This is a genomic window from Bacillus sp. FSL P2-0099 (assembly GCF_038007445.1).
Classification (GTDB): domain Bacteria; phylum Bacillota; class Bacilli; order Bacillales; family Bacillaceae_G; genus Bacillus_A; species Bacillus_A mycoides.
The window spans coordinates 3,653,190-3,670,065 of record NZ_JBBOXE010000001.1; the positions used below are offsets into that span (position 1 = coordinate 3,653,190).

General features: G+C 33.1%; 18 protein-coding genes. 5 read left to right on the forward strand and 13 right to left on the reverse strand.

Annotated elements, in window-relative coordinates:
- Nucleotides 1–141: 141 nt before the first annotated feature.
- Nucleotides 142–786, forward strand: coding sequence for a YczE/YyaS/YitT family protein (locus MKY90_RS18790; RefSeq protein WP_002128666.1), 645 nt, complete (start codon nucleotides 142–144; stop codon nucleotides 784–786).
- Nucleotides 787–853: 67 nt separating this feature from the next.
- Here MKY90_RS18790 and MKY90_RS18795 read toward each other — a convergent pair whose 3' ends face one another.
- Entirely contained in the window at nucleotides 854–1,429 is a 576-nt protein-coding gene (locus MKY90_RS18795) for a histidine phosphatase family protein (protein WP_341092273.1), read from the reverse strand.
- A 224-nt stretch (nucleotides 1,430–1,653) separates the two neighbouring features.
- Nucleotides 1,654–2,043: a VOC family protein gene (locus tag MKY90_RS18800; protein WP_098168938.1), complete on the reverse strand. Its 390-nt coding sequence runs from the start codon at nucleotides 2,041–2,043 to the stop codon at nucleotides 1,654–1,656.
- A 426-nt stretch (nucleotides 2,044–2,469) separates the two neighbouring features.
- Here MKY90_RS18800 and MKY90_RS18805 point away from each other — a divergent pair, with 426 nt between their 5' ends.
- On the forward strand, nucleotides 2,470–5,190 hold the full coding sequence (locus MKY90_RS18805) for a putative bifunctional diguanylate cyclase/phosphodiesterase (protein WP_141507019.1): 2,721 nt from the start codon (nucleotides 2,470–2,472) through the stop codon (nucleotides 5,188–5,190).
- Nucleotides 5,191–5,297: 107 nt separating this feature from the next.
- Here the strand turns inward: MKY90_RS18805 and MKY90_RS18810 are convergent, their stop codons facing one another.
- The 4 genes from MKY90_RS18810 to MKY90_RS18825 are packed head-to-tail and all read right to left on the reverse strand — an operon-like array spanning nucleotide 5,298 to nucleotide 8,647.
- Nucleotides 5,298–6,362 (reverse strand): undecaprenyldiphospho-muramoylpentapeptide beta-N-acetylglucosaminyltransferase, encoded by a 1,065-nt coding sequence (locus MKY90_RS18810; RefSeq protein ID WP_098168940.1) that lies wholly within the window; start codon nucleotides 6,360–6,362, stop codon nucleotides 5,298–5,300.
- Between the two features lie 49 nt (nucleotides 6,363–6,411).
- Nucleotides 6,412–6,756 carry a DUF6572 domain-containing protein gene (locus MKY90_RS18815; RefSeq protein WP_170935245.1) on the reverse strand — a complete coding sequence of 115 codons (345 nt, stop codon included), beginning with the start codon at nucleotides 6,754–6,756 and terminating at the stop codon, nucleotides 6,412–6,414.
- Complete coding sequence (locus tag MKY90_RS18820) at nucleotides 6,756–7,664, reverse strand: NAD-dependent epimerase/dehydratase family protein (RefSeq protein WP_002128673.1); 909 nt, start codon at nucleotides 7,662–7,664, stop codon at nucleotides 6,756–6,758. Before MKY90_RS18820 ends, MKY90_RS18815 begins: the two co-directional genes overlap by 1 nt.
- The gene (locus MKY90_RS18825; protein WP_002142824.1) at nucleotides 7,661–8,647 is read right to left on the reverse strand and encodes a UDP-N-acetylglucosamine 4,6-dehydratase family protein; all 987 of its coding nucleotides are present in this window, start codon (nucleotides 8,645–8,647) and stop codon (nucleotides 7,661–7,663) included. The genes MKY90_RS18820 and MKY90_RS18825 overlap by 4 nt, the downstream gene beginning before the upstream one ends.
- A 467-nt stretch (nucleotides 8,648–9,114) precedes the next feature.
- Here MKY90_RS18825 and MKY90_RS18830 point away from each other — a divergent pair, with 467 nt between their 5' ends.
- Both MKY90_RS18830 and MKY90_RS18835 read left to right on the forward strand, forming a co-directional pair.
- Nucleotides 9,115–10,293, forward strand: coding sequence for a DUF2515 domain-containing protein (locus tag MKY90_RS18830; protein WP_002128677.1), 1,179 nt, complete (start codon nucleotides 9,115–9,117; stop codon nucleotides 10,291–10,293).
- Complete coding sequence (locus MKY90_RS18835) at nucleotides 10,268–10,681, forward strand: CBO0543 family protein (protein WP_141507020.1); 414 nt, start codon at nucleotides 10,268–10,270, stop codon at nucleotides 10,679–10,681. Before MKY90_RS18830 ends, MKY90_RS18835 begins: the two co-directional genes overlap by 26 nt.
- A 53-nt stretch (nucleotides 10,682–10,734) precedes the next feature.
- On the opposite strand, the gene MKY90_RS18840 is transcribed toward MKY90_RS18835, so the two are convergent.
- Nucleotides 10,735–11,490, reverse strand: coding sequence for an HAD-IIB family hydrolase (locus tag MKY90_RS18840; protein ID WP_098168942.1), 756 nt, complete (start codon nucleotides 11,488–11,490; stop codon nucleotides 10,735–10,737).
- A 78-nt stretch (nucleotides 11,491–11,568) separates the two neighbouring features.
- On the opposite strand from MKY90_RS18840, the gene MKY90_RS18845 reads away from it, so the two are divergent.
- Nucleotides 11,569–12,258 (forward strand): Crp/Fnr family transcriptional regulator, encoded by a 690-nt coding sequence (locus MKY90_RS18845; protein ID WP_098168943.1) that lies wholly within the window; start codon nucleotides 11,569–11,571, stop codon nucleotides 12,256–12,258.
- A gap of 62 nt (nucleotides 12,259–12,320) precedes the next feature.
- Here MKY90_RS18845 and MKY90_RS18850 read toward each other — a convergent pair whose 3' ends face one another.
- The 6 genes from MKY90_RS18850 to bshB2 all read right to left on the reverse strand — a co-directional run bounded on the left by MKY90_RS18850 (nucleotide 12,321) and on the right by bshB2 (nucleotide 16,872).
- Entirely contained in the window at nucleotides 12,321–12,743 is a 423-nt protein-coding gene (locus tag MKY90_RS18850) for a YfmQ family protein (protein WP_002088014.1), read from the reverse strand.
- A gap of 65 nt (nucleotides 12,744–12,808) precedes the next feature.
- Nucleotides 12,809–13,480, reverse strand: coding sequence for an LrgB family protein (locus tag MKY90_RS18855; protein ID WP_078204506.1), 672 nt, complete (start codon nucleotides 13,478–13,480; stop codon nucleotides 12,809–12,811).
- A 23-nt stretch (nucleotides 13,481–13,503) separates the two neighbouring features.
- Nucleotides 13,504–13,860, reverse strand: coding sequence for a CidA/LrgA family holin-like protein (locus MKY90_RS18860; RefSeq protein WP_002014630.1), 357 nt, complete (start codon nucleotides 13,858–13,860; stop codon nucleotides 13,504–13,506).
- 33 nt (nucleotides 13,861–13,893) lie between these two features.
- Nucleotides 13,894–15,327 carry a MocR-like pyridoxine biosynthesis transcription factor PdxR gene (gene pdxR, locus MKY90_RS18865; protein ID WP_002033714.1) on the reverse strand — a complete coding sequence of 478 codons (1,434 nt, stop codon included), beginning with the start codon at nucleotides 15,325–15,327 and terminating at the stop codon, nucleotides 13,894–13,896.
- A 67-nt stretch (nucleotides 15,328–15,394) separates the two neighbouring features.
- Nucleotides 15,395–16,192, reverse strand: a complete 798-nt coding sequence (locus tag MKY90_RS18870) for an alpha/beta fold hydrolase (RefSeq protein WP_063219192.1) — start codon at nucleotides 16,190–16,192, stop codon at nucleotides 15,395–15,397.
- On the reverse strand, nucleotides 16,192–16,872 hold the full coding sequence (bshB2, locus tag MKY90_RS18875; protein ID WP_098168944.1) for a bacillithiol biosynthesis deacetylase BshB2: 681 nt from the start codon (nucleotides 16,870–16,872) through the stop codon (nucleotides 16,192–16,194). Before bshB2 ends, MKY90_RS18870 begins: the two co-directional genes overlap by 1 nt.
- Nucleotides 16,873–16,876 lie beyond the last annotated feature (4 nt).

Consider the following 16,876-nt stretch of genomic DNA (forward strand, 5'->3'; position numbering starts at 1 on the left):
TTATAATGAAATATTTTAACTTTTTTGACTATGAAAATATATATCCATTTATATTTTTAATAAATCATAAAAAGACATAACATTTGTACATTTAAATTCAAACATGTAATATACATCATTATATATTGGGAGGTTTTAAAGATGAGGCTAACTCTCTTTCGCTATTTTCTTTTTTTCCTAGGATTAATTTTTTTTGGACTTGGAAATGCTCTCGCAGTCAAAGTTAAATTCCTCGGTTTACACCCTTGGGAAGTTTTAAATATGGCTCTCTACCAACGATTTGGGTGGACAATTGGCACTTGGAGTGTCATATGTGGATTATGTCTCGTTCTTATCTCTTTACTAGTAGATCGAAAATATATAAACGTGGGCACATTTTTAAATGCACTACTTATCGGTCCTATTATGGACTTTTTCTTACAATCAAAAATCCTTCCAAACGCTAGTGATTATTTATGGATAAACTTACTCATTTTATTTTCTGGTATTGCAATTACAGGCATTGGGGGCGGCATGTACGTTGCGGCTGGCATTGGTGCTGGACCCCGCGATGGATTCATGCTTACCATTTCTGACAAAACTGGGTTATCTATTAGCCGTGCTCGAATTATTGTAGAATGCTTTGTACTAGTCATTGGATACATGCTAGGAGGTCCTGTTTTTATCGTAACTTTTCTATACACTTTTATTCAAAGTCCAATATTCCAGCATTCATTTAAGGTATTTCAAAAACTCTTACATACTTTAAATAACAAAAACAAAGAACGTATTAGTGAAAATATTTAAAACTCAACTTAATGCAAAAGAGTGTGTTTTAAAAGTAATTTTTAAAACACACTCCATATACCCCATTTCATTCTTCTCTCCATAATCTCTCTACATTCATTAATTGCTCTTCTTTAAATTCTAGCTTATATATATCCGGTTTGGATGTATTCATTAAAAATTCAAGTCCATATTGATTATCAAAATAGTTCATCATTAGTGTCATTACAAGCCCATGTGTACCAATTACAATTTTATGTCCTTGAAAATTCATTAATATTTCTTTTAACACTCTCACTACTCTTCGCTGACAATCCGCATATGACTCTCCATCCGTCAGTGCATATTCTGGATTAAAAAACATCTCCTTTACAAGTGGGTACACTTCCTTATCCGATATAATTTTATTTTCATTTGAAAACTTACACTCTTTAAGACCTTCATATACTAACATTTCTTTTTCATGGAGATTCGCTGACTCTTCTATCTTTAACATAGCCCTCTTATACGGACTTGAAATGAAAGTATTAATTCCCTCTGTTTCTAATATCTCAGTTATTCTTTGAGCATCTAAAATTCCCTTCTCAGTTAATCCACGTGTTCTTTCATTTCCTTCTAATTTTGGCGATTCACCATGCCTAACCATATAGATATATGTATTCATAATTCCTCCCTTTTCTATATCCCTCTTTAAAGACATGACTATCAACCCATAAGAATATACGTTCTTATTTCATATCTTTCCAGAACAAATTATCAAATGTTAATTTTCAGATAAATTCACAAAAAAGCTTCCCCTTGATTTTATCCCCTTCAAGGAAGCTTATATATATTTTCTTTTACACTATCAAAACTCGAAACGTCTTTCTCCTCTAGTTTCGCCACACCTCATTCTTCTATTTTCATCAATACAATTCTCCAACCATCCGGATCTTCTATCGTTATCCCCTTTTCTTTCCAATACGGATTTTCTGGTTCTACTTCACCATACCCCATTGTATGCAGCCTTTTACTCACTTTTTTCATTTCACTATCTTCTCGCATGTAAAATACAAGTAAGTTATCTTTTGTTGGATCTGGACATGGGCTCCCATCTATATATCTTGTAAATTCTAAATGATATTCTTCATCTGGTAGTCCAAACATGACGCCATCGTAACCTTCATGACCGTAAAATTCACCTATACGCTTTAAACCTAATCCTTTTTCATAGAATGCTATAACCTCTTCAAACTTATCTGTTGGACGTGCTATTCGAAACTTCACCCAATTTTTCATGCTTTTCCTCCCATACTAAAAACGTAATGAATGACTATATTTTATTGTATATTCTTAAAACATTTTTGAAATCCCTCATTAGTATGAAAATAGATACATACAAAGGTGTTCCTTACTAGCCTATAACAATCAAAAACTCACCTAGAAAGAAAATCCCATCATTTTATATGCAAATTTGCATCTCCACTTGCAAAGCACTAAAAAACCTTTAAAATATACTGGATGACTAAATATACAATTCCCATCTAAAATCTTGATACACTAAAAATCATTAAATGTAGTGTTTTTTCATTTTCAAGAATTATTGCACTCTTGTTTTTTTCCTTATAAGCATGCTTTTTATAAGGAAATCTGATACAATCCTTAAGTAATATTATTACGTATAGATATTACGAATATAGTACATACTTAAAGAAGGTGATTTTTTTGAAATTAAATAAAAATTTACAGCTATGTATATTAATCACAACATTAATATGCTATTCAATCTATTTTATGTTTTTCTTTCTGTTCCCTACTAATTTTTCAAATTTCAATGTACGCTTCGCTTCACTCATCGTTGAAGTCATTACATTTATATCGCTAATTTACTCTATATACTCTAAAAAAGTTAGTTCAAATCCTTTTTGGATATGTATTACAATTGCAATTGGTAGTTTTTTATTAGGAAAAGTAGTATATACGTATCAAGATACCTTTTTCGAACTTCCAATACATCATTTTACTATTTCTGATGTATTTTACATGTTTTTTCTATTCTTCTGCCTTATCGCTTTTTGCTATAAGATCTTAAAAGAATGCAATAAATGGGAAAAAGCTTTCTTTATTTGTGATATATGTATAGTACTTACTTCCATATTCACATTAGAATGGTATTTATTTAATCAGCCAAATTTAAATATATTCTCACTTTCACTCGCAGATATTTTCCTTTCATTTCTATATCCAATTGCAGATCTATTATTTCTTCTACTAGGTGTTAGTCTCTTTTTCCGCCCAACAATTTTTAAGTCCAAGCGGAAAATTTATATCTTTATTTTTGTATTAATTAGTTCTGCAACTTTTAACTATATTTATTTTTACTTAAATACCCATTTATCAACTGACACTATAACATTTTTACGTCTTTTATATAGAATACCTATATTGCTTATCGCAATAGCTGGGTCTATTTCAGAAGATGATAATAGCCATAAAAATTATTTCATTGTAAACCCTATACTAGGAAAGAAAGTTTTAGTCGTATTTCCCTATCTTGCTGTTGCAATACTAATCGGGTTTACATTAAAAGAACAAACATCGTCTTCAACTCTCATTACAGGAAATTGTATCGCTTTTGTTTTCGTACTTATTCGCCATTCTATTGTGCGTATGCAAAACGACACCCTAACAAAACGTTTACAAGTATTTAATGCTCAACTAGAAGAAAAAGTTACTTTAAGAACTTCTGATTTAGTCCATAAATCAGAGGCCCTATCTCAGAAACAACAAAAATTCAAATCATTATATGAATATCATCCTGATCCCATTTTTACGATTGATTTAAATGGAATATTCTTAAATGTAAATAAAGCAGGAAGCATACTACTTGGAGCACCAACGAACGAGTTACTTGGTGAGACATGTTTTTCTATTATTTTAGATGCAGATAAACATAAACTGATATCTGCATTAGAAAAAGTTAAACAACAAGAATCAGCATCCTTACAACTTAGTTCTCAATATAAAGATGGCTTTACTTATTTTTTATACGTTACCATCGTTCCTATTATGATAGATGGACAAATTTCAGGAAGCTATATTATGGTAAAGGATATTACCGCACTAAAAAAACAACAAGAAGAAATAAAATATTTAGCATTCCACGATACTGTAACGAAAATTGGGAATCGATCCTTTTTCCATAGGAAGCTAAGAAAATTTATAAAAAATGCTCAAACAACACAAAGTGAGTTTGCATTATTATATTTAGATTTAGATCGCTTTAAAGTAATTAACGATACACTTGGACATTCGTCAGGTGATTACATATTAGAAGAAGTAGCAAAGCGATTCCAATCATGTCTTCCATCACATACTCATCTGTCAAGAATCGGTGGTGATGAGTTTACAATCTTAATTGAAAACTATACTGACGAATATTCCTTATTCGAGTTATGTAACCAATTATTTGAAAGCATGGAAAAGCCGTTTGTCATACATGAGCATAAATTAACTTTATCACTGAGTATCGGTATCTCCATTTATCCACATTCCGGAATCGATACCGCTACACTTCTGAAAAACGCTAATGTTGCAATGTATGATGCAAAGGCAAAAGAGCTTAACTCTGTCTCTATTTATGACGATGTAATCGCTAAAAAAATCGAAAGACGATTACGATTAGAAAAAGATTTACCAAACGCAATACAAAATGAAGAATTGTTCCTTTTGTATCAACCTCAAGTTGATAGTGAATCTAATAAAATTATCGGTGCAGAAGCTTTAATCAGGTGGAATCATCCTGAATTAGGTGTTATTTCTCCATACGAGTTTATTCCGATTGCAGAAGAAACACTACAAATTATTCCAATAGGAAAATGGACATTACAGCAGGCTTGTGAGCAAATGAAACGTTGGCATGCACTCGGATATTCGCATTTAAAAATAGGGGTAAATTTATCTGCTAAAGAATTTGAACAAGAAGGATTTGTAAAATCTATTTCTTCTACTTTAGCAACTACAGGCTTACCAGCAAGTTCCCTTGATCTAGAATTAACAGAACGAATTGCAATGATGGATGAGAGAGAAACATTGATAAAACTGCGTACACTAAAAAATTTAGGGATTCACATTTCAATCGACGACTTTGGTACAGGCTATTCTTCCCTAGCCTACTTACCTTTATATCCAATCGATACGTTAAAAATCCCAAGAGAATTTATTACAATGTCTGAAACGTGTGAAGATGGAATGGAAATCATTAAAACAATCATCACACTAGCAAATACATTAGGAATGTCCGTCATTGCTGAAGGCGTAGAAACGAAAGAACACGTAAATTTCCTTCAAAAAAATAAATGTCAGTTTATTCAAGGTTACTATTACAGTAAACCTATTTATGCCAATGCATTTACTAAGCTGTTAGAAAACGGTATTCGTCCATAGTAAATCAAAATGCATATAACTCTATACTGAATGTAATCGTTATAGGTAATAATGAATTTGAACAACTATAGTAAAAAGGAAAGAAAATAATTTCTTTCCTTTTTTTATTATTTAACTACTTCATTTATTAAATCTATTAATTGATGAATTCCCTCCTCATTTGTTTTCTTAAATCCATTCATGTTTTGAATATATCTCTCCTTATTTACATACAACTTATTTAACACATCTGTAAATGTACTGGTGCTTATTCTATCTTGAAGTAATACTTCCGCATACCCTTGCCTAGAAAAATAGTCAGCATTTAAAACTTGATCCCCTCTACTGGAACCATTAGTTAACGGAATAAGCAACATCGGTTTCTTCAAAAATAACAATTCAGAAATAGCAGTAGAACCCGCTCTGGAAACTACAACACTTGCCATATTCAGTATATGTGGCAACTCTTCTCCTATATATTCAAATTGCATATAACCTTCCATTCCGATAGAAGGATCCACCTTCCCTTTACCACACATATGAACAATATTAAAACTTAATAATAATGTATCTAAACTTTTCCTTACCATATCATTTATCCACTTAGCACCTTGACTCCCACCCATTATTAACAATACTGGCTTATCTTGCTGAAATTCACAATACCTTCTTCCTCGTAATACGTTACCTCTCTCAATTTCTTCCCTTACAATTGGTCCTACATAAACCTTTTTCTCATTACTTACATTCTTCCCTGTATGAGGAAATGTTGTGCATAGTTTTGTAGCAAAAGGTAATGCTATTTTATTTGCAAGTCCTAACGTGCTATCTGGTTCACGTATTACGATAGGTACACTATTTAACCATGCCCCTACAACTACAGGAACTGAAACAAATCCTCCTGCAGAAAAGATAACGTCAGGCTTTATTTTCTTAATTAATTTATAACTTTGTAAGCAGCCTTTTATAATTTTAAAAGGATCTTTAAAGTTCTCCCAATCCCAATATCTCCGAAGCTTCCCCGTTGAAATACTATTGTACTTAACATTTTGAACTAATAATTTTTCAATTCCATTTTGAGATCCAATATACTCAACTCCCCATCCTTTTTCTATAAATTTAGGAATCAATACCATATTAATCATTACGTGTCCGGCTGTACCGCCCCCAGTAAAGAGAATCGTTTTATTCATAGCTTATATCCCACCTTTATCATTAAAAGTCTAGCTTTATAGTAATCTTTCAAATGTACATTAACTTACTATGATTTATATAAATCTTTAACTCCAGACCTATGTCTTGCAAAAGATCTTTGATGAGTTCATAAAAATCATTTCCATACTCACTACATTCATACTGAGTAAAGACTTGGATTACAGGCCTAGTTCCTGTATATATTGTTTTGGGGTTTCGATTAACCTTTTCCACATATGCTCGACATGTATTTATCGCCTCATAGATGCGCAAAACGTGTTCTTCTTCATCTTTCCAATCCAGCGTATCAACAATCGAAAGCGATAGCATATTTTGATTATTTATAGTCTCATAACAATTCATATATTTCTTACATCCTTTTATATTTTTCATTAAATGCAGATGTCACTACACTTCGCATACTCAAGTACATCTTTTAATGATTGCTGAAATGGGATTTCTGGAACCCAACCTAACTTTTTTATATCCTCTAATACTAAACTTTCATTTGAGCCGCTCTCACTATTCTCTGTTTCTTTTATAGTAAAATTCAACTGTGTTAATCCTTTATATTGTTCCAATACATCTAATAAAGAGCGTTTTACTCCTGATCCAATATTATATTGTTTTCCATTTATACCATCACGTAATAACACATGATACGCTTTAACTGCATCACGTACATCTAGAAAGTCTCTACTATCTTTCAAACTGTTTACTTCAATAATCGCTTTACTTCTACCTGATTCTATATCTATCATTTTTTTTGCGAGAATTGAACAAACACCATTCGATACTCCTGGACCAATTAAATTTGAGGGCTTTGCAATGATAATATTTGAATCCATTAATCCGCCCCAAGCCTCCGCAATAATGACTTGCATAGTTTTACTTAAACTATATGGATTTGAAACTTTTATGTTTTTCATACTATCTGCTTGCAATGCAGATCCTATAACTAATGTTTTACAATGCGAGGCTTCCTGCTTAATGGCTTCTAATAAATATAAAGTCCCTATTACGTTAATCTCTATATATTCCAGAGAAGCTGTCCAAGACTCATTAACTGAGTTTCTTCCTGCTAAATGCAATACATAGTCTGGTTTTATTTGTTTAATTACCTTCATTACTTCACTCTTATTTGTTAAATCACAAGTAATACCATTTTCGATTTTTTCTCTATGTGAACGATTTTGAAACATAGGAATTACATGAAAGCCCTGCTCTAAAAAATATTGGCAAGCATGACGTCCTGTGAAGCCATTTGCACCAGTTATTAAAAGGCTCGCATTTCTTTTCATCGTAAAAACCCTCCTTTTTCTAACATTTGTTTCACCTCATGTTTTGTAAGTAAGTCTTGTTGAGAACTAAAACTCTTCACATCCACAAGCGGATAACTAGCATAATATTCTTGAAGTCCTTCTATAGGAATAGTCGGTAGTACCACAAAATAATTTTGATCAAAACTAATACTTGTTTTACTCTCTACCTCAGATAAAAGCATTTCACTTAATTTTTCACCAGGTCTTATCCCTACCTCTTTTATCTTCACGTTTTCTTTTTTTGAATCTTCAATCAATATTCTTGCTAAATCCGTTATTTTACATGCTGGCATTTTCATAACAAAGATTTCTCCTCCTCTTCCTTCAGATGCTGCTTTAAATAACAATCCAACAGCATCTTCAATGGTTAAGAAAAATCTAGTCATATTTGCATCGGTAATCCCTACTTTTGAAGATTGCTTAATTTGCTTTTTAAAAAGCGGTACCACACTTCCACTCGTTCCTAAAACATTTCCGCCACGAACACAAATGAATTTTGTTTTCTTCGTTTGCACATTCGCATGAACCATCAATTTTTCACCAATTGCTTTTGTCATCCCATACGTATTTGATGGATCGGCCGCTTTATCAGTTGAAACATATATAACTTTCTCAACTTGATTCTGGATAGATGCTTCAATTACATTTTGCGTACCATGTATATTTGTTTTTATAGCTTCATAAGGATAATATTCACATACTGGAACATGCTTTAAAGCTGCAAGATGAAATACATAATGTACACCTTGGCAAGCATATACTAGTTGCTCTTTATCACGAATATCTCCAATAATAAATTTCAATCTCTCTTCATTTATAAACTGTTGCTGCATTTCAAACTGAACCGTTTCATTCCTTGAAAAAACTCTAATTTCTTTCGGTGATTTTTCTAATAGTTGTTTTATAAGTTCATGTCCCCACGAACCTGTACCACCAGTAATTAAAATTATTTTATTAAGCATTCCTTTTCCTCCTACCATATATTTCAATTCAAATTGTATTTATTAAGGTTATTGAATTATTTTCAATTGATTCAAATCATAATCGTCGTTTGTTACATTTAATTGACAAAATAAAAAAACAGAAACTATTTTTTAATAGTTTCTGTTTTTCATTTCACTTCTTAGCAATTAGATTTTCTTTATACTGTTTGAATGATAACTATATTACTGGTTTAAAAAACACCGCTCATTTATTTCTTATGCTCGTAATAAAATAAAGTGAAACTTTAATTAGTGGGGATTTTGTCCATCCCCGACTGATTATTAGTTGAATCAGTCGGGCTTTTACGAGCAGCCCCACCCTCACCTAACATCTTTGCTTTAGCCGACTTTTGAGATGGGAGTCTTACTGCTCGTTAATAGCGAGATAAATGGAATGATTCATAACCAATACCACATTTAAACTCATAGAAAAGGGAGGTAATGGAATGTACCAAAGCAATTCAAACAATACATCTAAAGAATTCTCAAAAGCACTCCCTCTCTCCCTATTCGACGTGAAAAACGAGTTACAACAAAAAAGTGATCTCATCTCTTCTGTTACCATATATAAATTAACGAAAGAAGAGCAACTTATCATCGATAAAATTAAAGCTCAGACAAAAGAACTAAATAAAAATAACGTCACAAGAACACGTGCATACTACCAATTTTACATTCAATATCCAGAAATACATTGGGCACTACTTGGGCATATCGTATCACGTAACGGTGGCTGGAATATGACAGATTTAAAGGGAGATTTATATACGAGGCTTTTATCCGAGAAAGATCAAATTACATTTTTCTCTTTTTTAGAAAGAGGAAATTGGCTCATTTTCCAAGATGTATATCCTCAATTTTTACTATATGAGCAAAGTGTAAAAAAATCAAAAAAGCTATTTCACCTTCTCACTCACTTAAATGTTTCTACATTTATGGAAACAATGTGGAACGATTTTTGGAAAACAGGTAACAAAAAAACATTAGCGATCGCAACTATTATTAATGAACAAAACTACTTAGAAAAAAGAGTTATTCAAAATGCACACTTTAAAAAGACTGTATTAAATAGTATTGGATTTAAACTCTTTGATTTTTTTCAGTTTAATCATATCCTTTTCCCATTTTACGAAAATGATAAAAAGCAAAAAGTATTACTATTTGGTGATACAATGAAACATTTCACTTCTTTGCATGAACGAATTTCACTTGGAAAACGGTTGTATTCATTGTTATTTCGGGATACACATATTTTATCTCAAATAATAAACTGGGTCCATCACCATCCACATACAGGCTCAAGAAAAGATTACTGGCCTCATTTATTTTCTAGTGTAAATGAATCTTTTTCACGTGAGTTTTATAAACGCCGAATAAAGAAATGCCAGTTACGTAGTGACGCGTATCGTATATACAGCCCTGCACTCATCTATGCATGGCGGGATATGAAACATGAAGAAGTTGAAAATGAAGATTGGTTTAACGATTGGCAAGTTGTAAATTATTTAGTTGATAAGGAGGAAAATATAAATGGAAAAATTACAGAAGACTACTGCAAAACACTCGAAAAAATTGAACTCGCAATTCTCGCAAAGAAAAATGTCCTCCTTCGAGAAGAAGAATGATTTTCTAGCTTTAATAATTACAGTTTTTTTCTCTGCTATTATTGGAACTTGTTTAGATGCTTTCTTTGTTAATAAACAAATATATTCTTTTCCGGTTAGACCCTTCTCATCCACATTTTCAGTTAACATAGCTTTCACGTTACTCGTACTACCGATTTTAACAGCCTCTTTTATTCAAATTTCAAAGAAATTATCTACCGTTTCTAGAACTCTATTTATTATTTCAATAGGCGTTTGCGCTAGCATTTTTGAACAAATTGCTGAGAGGCTAGGCTTATTTGTACATAGTACGGATTGGCAGCATAGTTATTCTTTGTTTGGATATATGTTGTTTTTATTTTTCATACGGAAAGTCTATCAGTCAATTATTAATAAAAACGGGTACTAAAAGGCTAACAATCCTTTTAGTACCCGTTTTTATTATGTTTCACATACACATTTTTATGCATATGACTCTGCTAACTCAATAATTTTATCAACAATACTTTGCTCGTCAACCTTTAAACATACGGACGCATGATTTATTAATACTTCATGACTCCCAACACAAATACTTTCCTTAGCATGTATAAACATTGATAAGTCGTTCGAATCATTACCAAACACTACGAATTCTCCCTCTTTTATACCTAATCGTTTTAAACCTTCCCATTTATCAATATGTGGCGGACTTATATCAATAATCCCCTCTTTATCGTGCTCATATATTCTTATAGGAAGTTCTTCCAACGCATTTATGATTAATTCTTTTTTTTTATTATCAGGAAATAAAACCACTTTTACTACTTCACCAATTTCATCAATATTCATATTAATAGCCAATTGATTAGGGTCTATGTTTTTGTAGATAGGGTGACTCTCACTTCCTGTATAAGCATAGTTCCATTGACTATCTACCAAATAGGAAAGACTATACTTTTCTATGATTGAACGCATAGCACTTACTGTTTCAATGTCAAAACGTATAACTTCAACAATTTCTCTATCCTTTGCGATAAAAGCACCATTTCCACCAATCATTGAATAATGATGCATATGAGTTGGTAGAACAGGTAATAAATCTCTAATTGGTCTAGCAGATGCAAATATAATCTCATGTCCTATACTATGACAAACGTCTAGCGCTTGAATAATCTCTTTCGTTACTGCGTTTCCTTTAAAACAAATAGTACCATCAATATCAAAAATAAATTTCATATACATCACTCCTTTCTTTTTAATGTATATGAATTATTTTATAATAGATAGGACAGATGTCCCAAAAGGAGAAACATTATGCAAAAGATTGCAGATAATACCTTATTATTAAGCTACTTAAATAATGAGTACATAAAGAAGCTATTCCAACAATTCAATCATCCATTTGAGATTCGCAGATACGCAGCAAAAGAAACTATATTACAAGAAGGTGCAGCTATCGACGGCCTTTATATTCAAATGTCAGGACGTACAAAAATAACTTCAAGTGTAATTACAGGTAAAGCATTATTACTACGATTTTGTTCTGCAGTTTCTATCATGGGGGATATTGAATTAATTCAATCCGTAGACATACAATCTCATGTAACTTCCGAACAACAGTCTGATTTTCTTTTTATCGATAAAAATTATGTAACAAGTTACTTATTACACGATGTAGTCTTTCTTCAAGAGCTAATTCATCATGTCACTTATAAGCTTCAAACTTGCACAACAGCTTCACGTATCAATTTACTGGCTTCTGTGGAGACACGCTTTGCTAGTTATTTATGTACAGCCCGAAATCCTTCTAATTTATTTGGGCGAGAAATTCATACTAAAGATCATCATGAAATTGCCTCATTAGTCGGGACAACTACCCGTCATCTTAATCGAGTCATTGAAAAACTAATAACTAACAATATAATTCATAAAAATAATAAGCAAATTATTGTTGATGATTGGAAAGCTATTGAAGAACTTTCAAATGGACTACGATATGAATAAAAGTTTAATAATTATATAGACCCTACCTATAATAAAGAGACCGTTATAATAACGGTCTCTCCTTAAGCATAATCTTCAGTCACTGCTACTGAACGACTTTGAAGGCTTTTTGATCGCAAACGATATGCAACTACTTTCTTCTTATATTGCTTTACTACATCAACGTGTTCCTCGTAGCTATATATAGAAAATCTAATCTCTCTTTTTCCTTTCTTCGTCTCCATGACTATCGGTGTACCATTCCCTTGCGGCGGAAAATAATGTTTATCTAAAAATAAAGCCTCGTTAAATTCATGAATAACTTGAAGTTTCATTTCTCCTTCTATACTTTCCCCATCTACCGTTACAGTAGTATTTTCCTCATCAAGTTTTTGGTGTAACTCAAATCTACTAATAATTGATTCTACAACAGAAGTTGGCATACTAGAAACTAGTACTTTAAGAGCACCAAAAATAAATAATGTAACTATAAACCATGTTGTCATTTTAATCATCTCCATTACGCTCTAAAATGAGTAGTGTTATGCTCCTTATTACGATTCATTAATTTTCAAAATAAAAATTTCACTCCATAAGGTACTAATATACTAATAAGTATCCCTGTTACAATCATTGTTACCGAACCGATAGTTGCCTCTTTCTCTCCTTCTTTCACTAGACGGCTCACACCAATAATATGTGATGCACAGCCCATCCCCACTCCTTTTCCAATCGTACTTGTTATTCGGAAAAACTTAAGTACTGTCGGTCCGATAATAGCACCTGTTATTCCTGCAACAACTACAAAACTAGAAGTCATAGATGGAATGCCACCAATTTGATCCGCTAATGAAATGGCAATAGGCATTGTCGCTAATTGTGGTAAAGTTGTTAATATAAGTTCCTTATCTATATTTAAAATTTCACCAATCACTACATTCATACTCGTTAAAGCCACTATACCTATCACTACGCCGATTAGTATCGCTAAAAAGTTTTTCATAAGTATCTCTCGCTCTTTAAATAGAGGTATGGCTAACGCTACAATTGCAGGACTCAAAAAACCTGAAAGAATGTCTCCCCCATTTTCCTTATACTCATGATGAGAAATACCAAATATCAAAAATAAGCAAATCATAATTGCTGTAACTGTTAATACCGGTAACGTAAATGGAAACGTAAATTTTTTATATAACTTTGTCGCCAATAAATAAATTACTACAGTAATAATAATTAAGACCATTTGAATCGTGCACCTTGTCGATTTTATTTTTTTGATGTTACTAATAATTGACTTACATACCCTGAAACAATCAATGTTACTACCGTACTTGCAACTACCAAAAGGAATATAACACTCCCCTTACTTAAAAGAAAAGATCCATATTCCATTAATCCTGTTGTCGAAGGAATTAGAAATAACGGCAAAAATACTATTAACTTTTCTGCCCCTACCTCAAACCACTTTAATGGAAAAATACGAGTAGAAAGGAGTAGAAACAATATTAACATCCCTATTAAACTTCCTGGCATCGACAGATGGAATACTCCTTGAATCCACGTACCAGCTAAGCTAAACACATATAGCACGCCTACTTGAAGTAAAAGCGTCACGTACTTCATTTCTTTCCCTCATTTCCATATTACGCTTCACTATTATGAAATCTCATTTAATGTTTCCGCAAACCTTGTAACTCCAAGCTGAATTTGTTCTACATTCGCTCTGCCAAAAGTAAATCGGACATATTCACTTTTCGAACCTAGGACGCTTCCTGGGACAAATGCTACACCATTTTGTATAGATTCACCTAGTAAATGATATTCATCAAACGTTCCTTGCACTTTGCACCATAAATGTATTCCGCCCTCAGGAACAAAAAATTCAATCTGATCCCCTAATATTTCTTCAAGCTTTCTAATTAACTCATCTCTTCTTTGTTTCAGTTGTCCACGAAGCAACGTAATATGCGTATGAAAATCCTCAGATTCTAAAAATTGGTTCGCTACCCACTGTGTAAATACACTATGACCGAAATCAACTTGCTGCTTCGCATCTGCCAATCTCTCAATTACGCGCGTGGGGCCAATTACCCAACCAATACGTAATCCTGATGCAACAATTTTTGATAATGAGCTCACATAAAGAACATTCCCATTTTGATCCATCGATTTCAATGTTGGATTCACTTCTCCATTAAAAGAAGTCAAACTATACGGATCATCTTCTACAATCGGTATACCAAATTCAGAAGATAGTTCTAAAACCTTTTTACGTCTTGCCAATGAAAGTACCGTTCCAGTTGGATTTTGATAATCCGGATTTAAAAACACCATACGAATGCGATGCTTTTTGTGCAAATCGATTAAGTCATCTGGATTCATACCATGCTGATCAACTGGTAAACGGAATATTTTTAAACCTGCTGATTTAAACATGGGAAGTGAATAACAATAGGAGGGATCCTCAATTGCAATCGCATCTCCAGGCTTTAACAAACATTGAACGATAAGATTAAGTGCTTGCTGAGCTCCAGATGTAATAAGAATAGAGCTTGAATCTGCTTCTATTTGTTTATATTGCTCGACATGTGCCGCAATGGTTTTTCGCAACATTTCATTTCCAAGCGGATGGTCATAACCGAGATTTCCCATAAATGTTTTCTCCGACAAAATTGTTCGAAATCTATCACTCGGAATTAAATCTGATGACAATTCACCACTCGCTAAATTGATTAAATCATCTTTTTGTGTTTCCGTTCGAATTTGTTGAACAAGTGGTACATTAGGTAAGAACGATCCATCCTCAACGTACCTACCCCAGTTCGGTATTCGTTTATGTGACACACCCCATATATCTGTATTCACCCGAGTGCCGCTTCCTTTTTTCCGTTCTACTACCCCAAGTGATTTCAATTCCTCATAAGCAGCTACGACCGTACTCCGGTTCACTTGTAAATTCTGTGCTAACATACGCTCGGAAGGTAATTTTCTATCAGAAGGGAATTCACCGGTAGAAATGCCTCTTTCAATGTAATCAGCAATTTGTTTATAAACTGGTATCTTATCTTCACGATTCGGTTGCCATTCCATTTAGTTCCCTCCTCTCCAAGCTGGTGCCCTGAACTCATTAATAACAGTATTCACTGCAAAAATGGTATTAATCAAGCGCATGATTTAAAAATGCCTCTACCGTCACATTAAAGCTAGTAGGCTGTTCTAAATAAGGCAAGTGCCCACTATTTTCCAACTCAACGAAGGTCACGTTTCTCAGGTGTTTTTCAAATTCTCTCACATACTTTTCCGGAACAAAATAATCATTCTCTCCTCGTATTATTAATGCAGGACATGCAATGTTAGAGAGGTATGGTCTTTGATCGTAATCAACTAATTCAGCGAATAGCCTTTGAATATGCGTCGGATGAATCGTTTGTAGGGATTGATGAAATCCTCGGACAATTGCATCATTATCTTCTACTCCCATTGCTCTCAATAACGTATCAGCCCAAGTTTTCCCTTTATCCTGCAAGCTAAGTAAATCATATACTTCAAGTCGTTCTTTACGATCTGCCGGTTCTAAATAGGGAAATGCATTTACAACAATTAAGCTAGAAACAAAACGTGGATATTGAATAGCAAAATCGATACCCACTCTAGCTCCTTTTGAAAGACCACAAATTGTTACTGATTTTAGCTTTAAATGATTACATAACTCATATAAAACATTTGAATATTCTTTAAAACTAATTTCCATCCCTTCGGATTTCCCATGCCCAGGTAAATCGAGTGAGATTACGGTCCATGTCTTCTTGAAGTATTTTCTTTGATATAACCAATTATTCGAATTTCCTCCAAGACCGTGTAAAAACAATATGACAGGACCCGATCCTTCTATATTGTAAAAAATCTTTCGATTCTTATATTCAAAATACATATTCATCACCTTCAGATGTAGCATCACATATTTTTATCTTTGAATGAATATATCCAAAACGGTTCTCTTTCTAACCACTCAACTGTGCCTGAAATACCGTCTTCATACTCCCTTTCCAGCTCATCCACTTTAGTTGTAAATTGTGATGCATGTGCTCGTAATGCTTCCAATTTTTTCGAAACATATTTTTTCACTTCATTTTTAAAATCTGGAGGTCCTATTTCGTCTTCATGATTTTTCGAAAAAGCTACAGCATAAAAGGCTGGTCGTTTACCTTCCGAAATATTAGCTAAGACCTCTACTACTGCTTCCCCTGTTGCATCGTGATCCGGATGAACTGCATACCCAGGATAGAAAGAAATAACTATAGAAGGATTCAATTCTTCAATACAGTTTTGAATCAAGCTTCTTAATTTTCCAGGCTCTTCAAATTCAAGAGTTTTATCACGATATCCCATCATACGTAAATCTTCAATCCCTAAAATATTTGTAGCTCGCTTTAACTCTTTCTCTCTAATTGTATATAAAGATTCACGAGTTGCAAAAGGTGGATTCCCCATCGCTCTCCCCATTTCACCAAGTGTTAAGCAAACATAGGTAAGAGGGACTTTCTGCTCCGTATAAGCCAAAATTGTGCCAGCCACACAATACGACTCATCATCTGGATGCGGGAAAACAACTAAAACATGGCGCTCATTTTTCATCAAT

Bases quoted from the DNA above. Each gene is read 5' to 3' on its own strand.
- MKY90_RS18815 (WP_170935245.1), bottom strand. From the start codon at position 6,756: ATGAAAAATATAAAAGGATGTAAGAAATATATGAATTGTTATGAGACT.
- MKY90_RS18790 (WP_002128666.1), top strand. From the start codon at position 142: ATGAGGCTAACTCTCTTTCGCTATTTTCTTTTTTTCCTAGGATTAATT.
- MKY90_RS18800 (WP_098168938.1), bottom strand. From the start codon at position 2,043: ATGAAAAATTGGGTGAAGTTTCGAATAGCACGTCCAACAGATAAGTTT.
- MKY90_RS18855 (WP_078204506.1), bottom strand. From the start codon at position 13,480: ATGGTCTTAATTATTATTACTGTAGTAATTTATTTATTGGCGACAAAG.
- MKY90_RS18845 (WP_098168943.1), top strand. From the start codon at position 11,569: ATGCAAAAGATTGCAGATAATACCTTATTATTAAGCTACTTAAATAAT.
- bshB2 (WP_098168944.1), bottom strand. From the start codon at position 16,872: ATGAAAAATGAGCGCCATGTTTTAGTTGTTTTCCCGCATCCAGATGAT.
- MKY90_RS18810 (WP_098168940.1), bottom strand. From the start codon at position 6,362: ATGAATAAAACGATTCTCTTTACTGGGGGCGGTACAGCCGGACACGTA.
- MKY90_RS18860 (WP_002014630.1), bottom strand. From the start codon at position 13,860: ATGAAGTACGTGACGCTTTTACTTCAAGTAGGCGTGCTATATGTGTTT.
- MKY90_RS18870 (WP_063219192.1), bottom strand. From the start codon at position 16,192: ATGCTACATCTGAAGGTGATGAATATGTATTTTGAATATAAGAATCGA.
- MKY90_RS18840 (WP_098168942.1), bottom strand. From the start codon at position 11,490: ATGAAATTTATTTTTGATATTGATGGTACTATTTGTTTTAAAGGAAAC.
- MKY90_RS18850 (WP_002088014.1), bottom strand. From the start codon at position 12,743: ATGACAACATGGTTTATAGTTACATTATTTATTTTTGGTGCTCTTAAA.
- MKY90_RS18835 (WP_141507020.1), top strand. From the start codon at position 10,268: ATGTCCTCCTTCGAGAAGAAGAATGATTTTCTAGCTTTAATAATTACA.
- MKY90_RS18825 (WP_002142824.1), bottom strand. From the start codon at position 8,647: ATGCTTAATAAAATAATTTTAATTACTGGTGGTACAGGTTCGTGGGGA.
- MKY90_RS18795 (WP_341092273.1), bottom strand. From the start codon at position 1,429: ATGAATACATATATCTATATGGTTAGGCATGGTGAATCGCCAAAATTA.
- MKY90_RS18820 (WP_002128673.1), bottom strand. From the start codon at position 7,664: ATGAAAAGAAATGCGAGCCTTTTAATAACTGGTGCAAATGGCTTCACA.
- MKY90_RS18830 (WP_002128677.1), top strand. From the start codon at position 9,115: ATGTACCAAAGCAATTCAAACAATACATCTAAAGAATTCTCAAAAGCA.
- pdxR (WP_002033714.1), bottom strand. From the start codon at position 15,327: ATGGAATGGCAACCGAATCGTGAAGATAAGATACCAGTTTATAAACAA.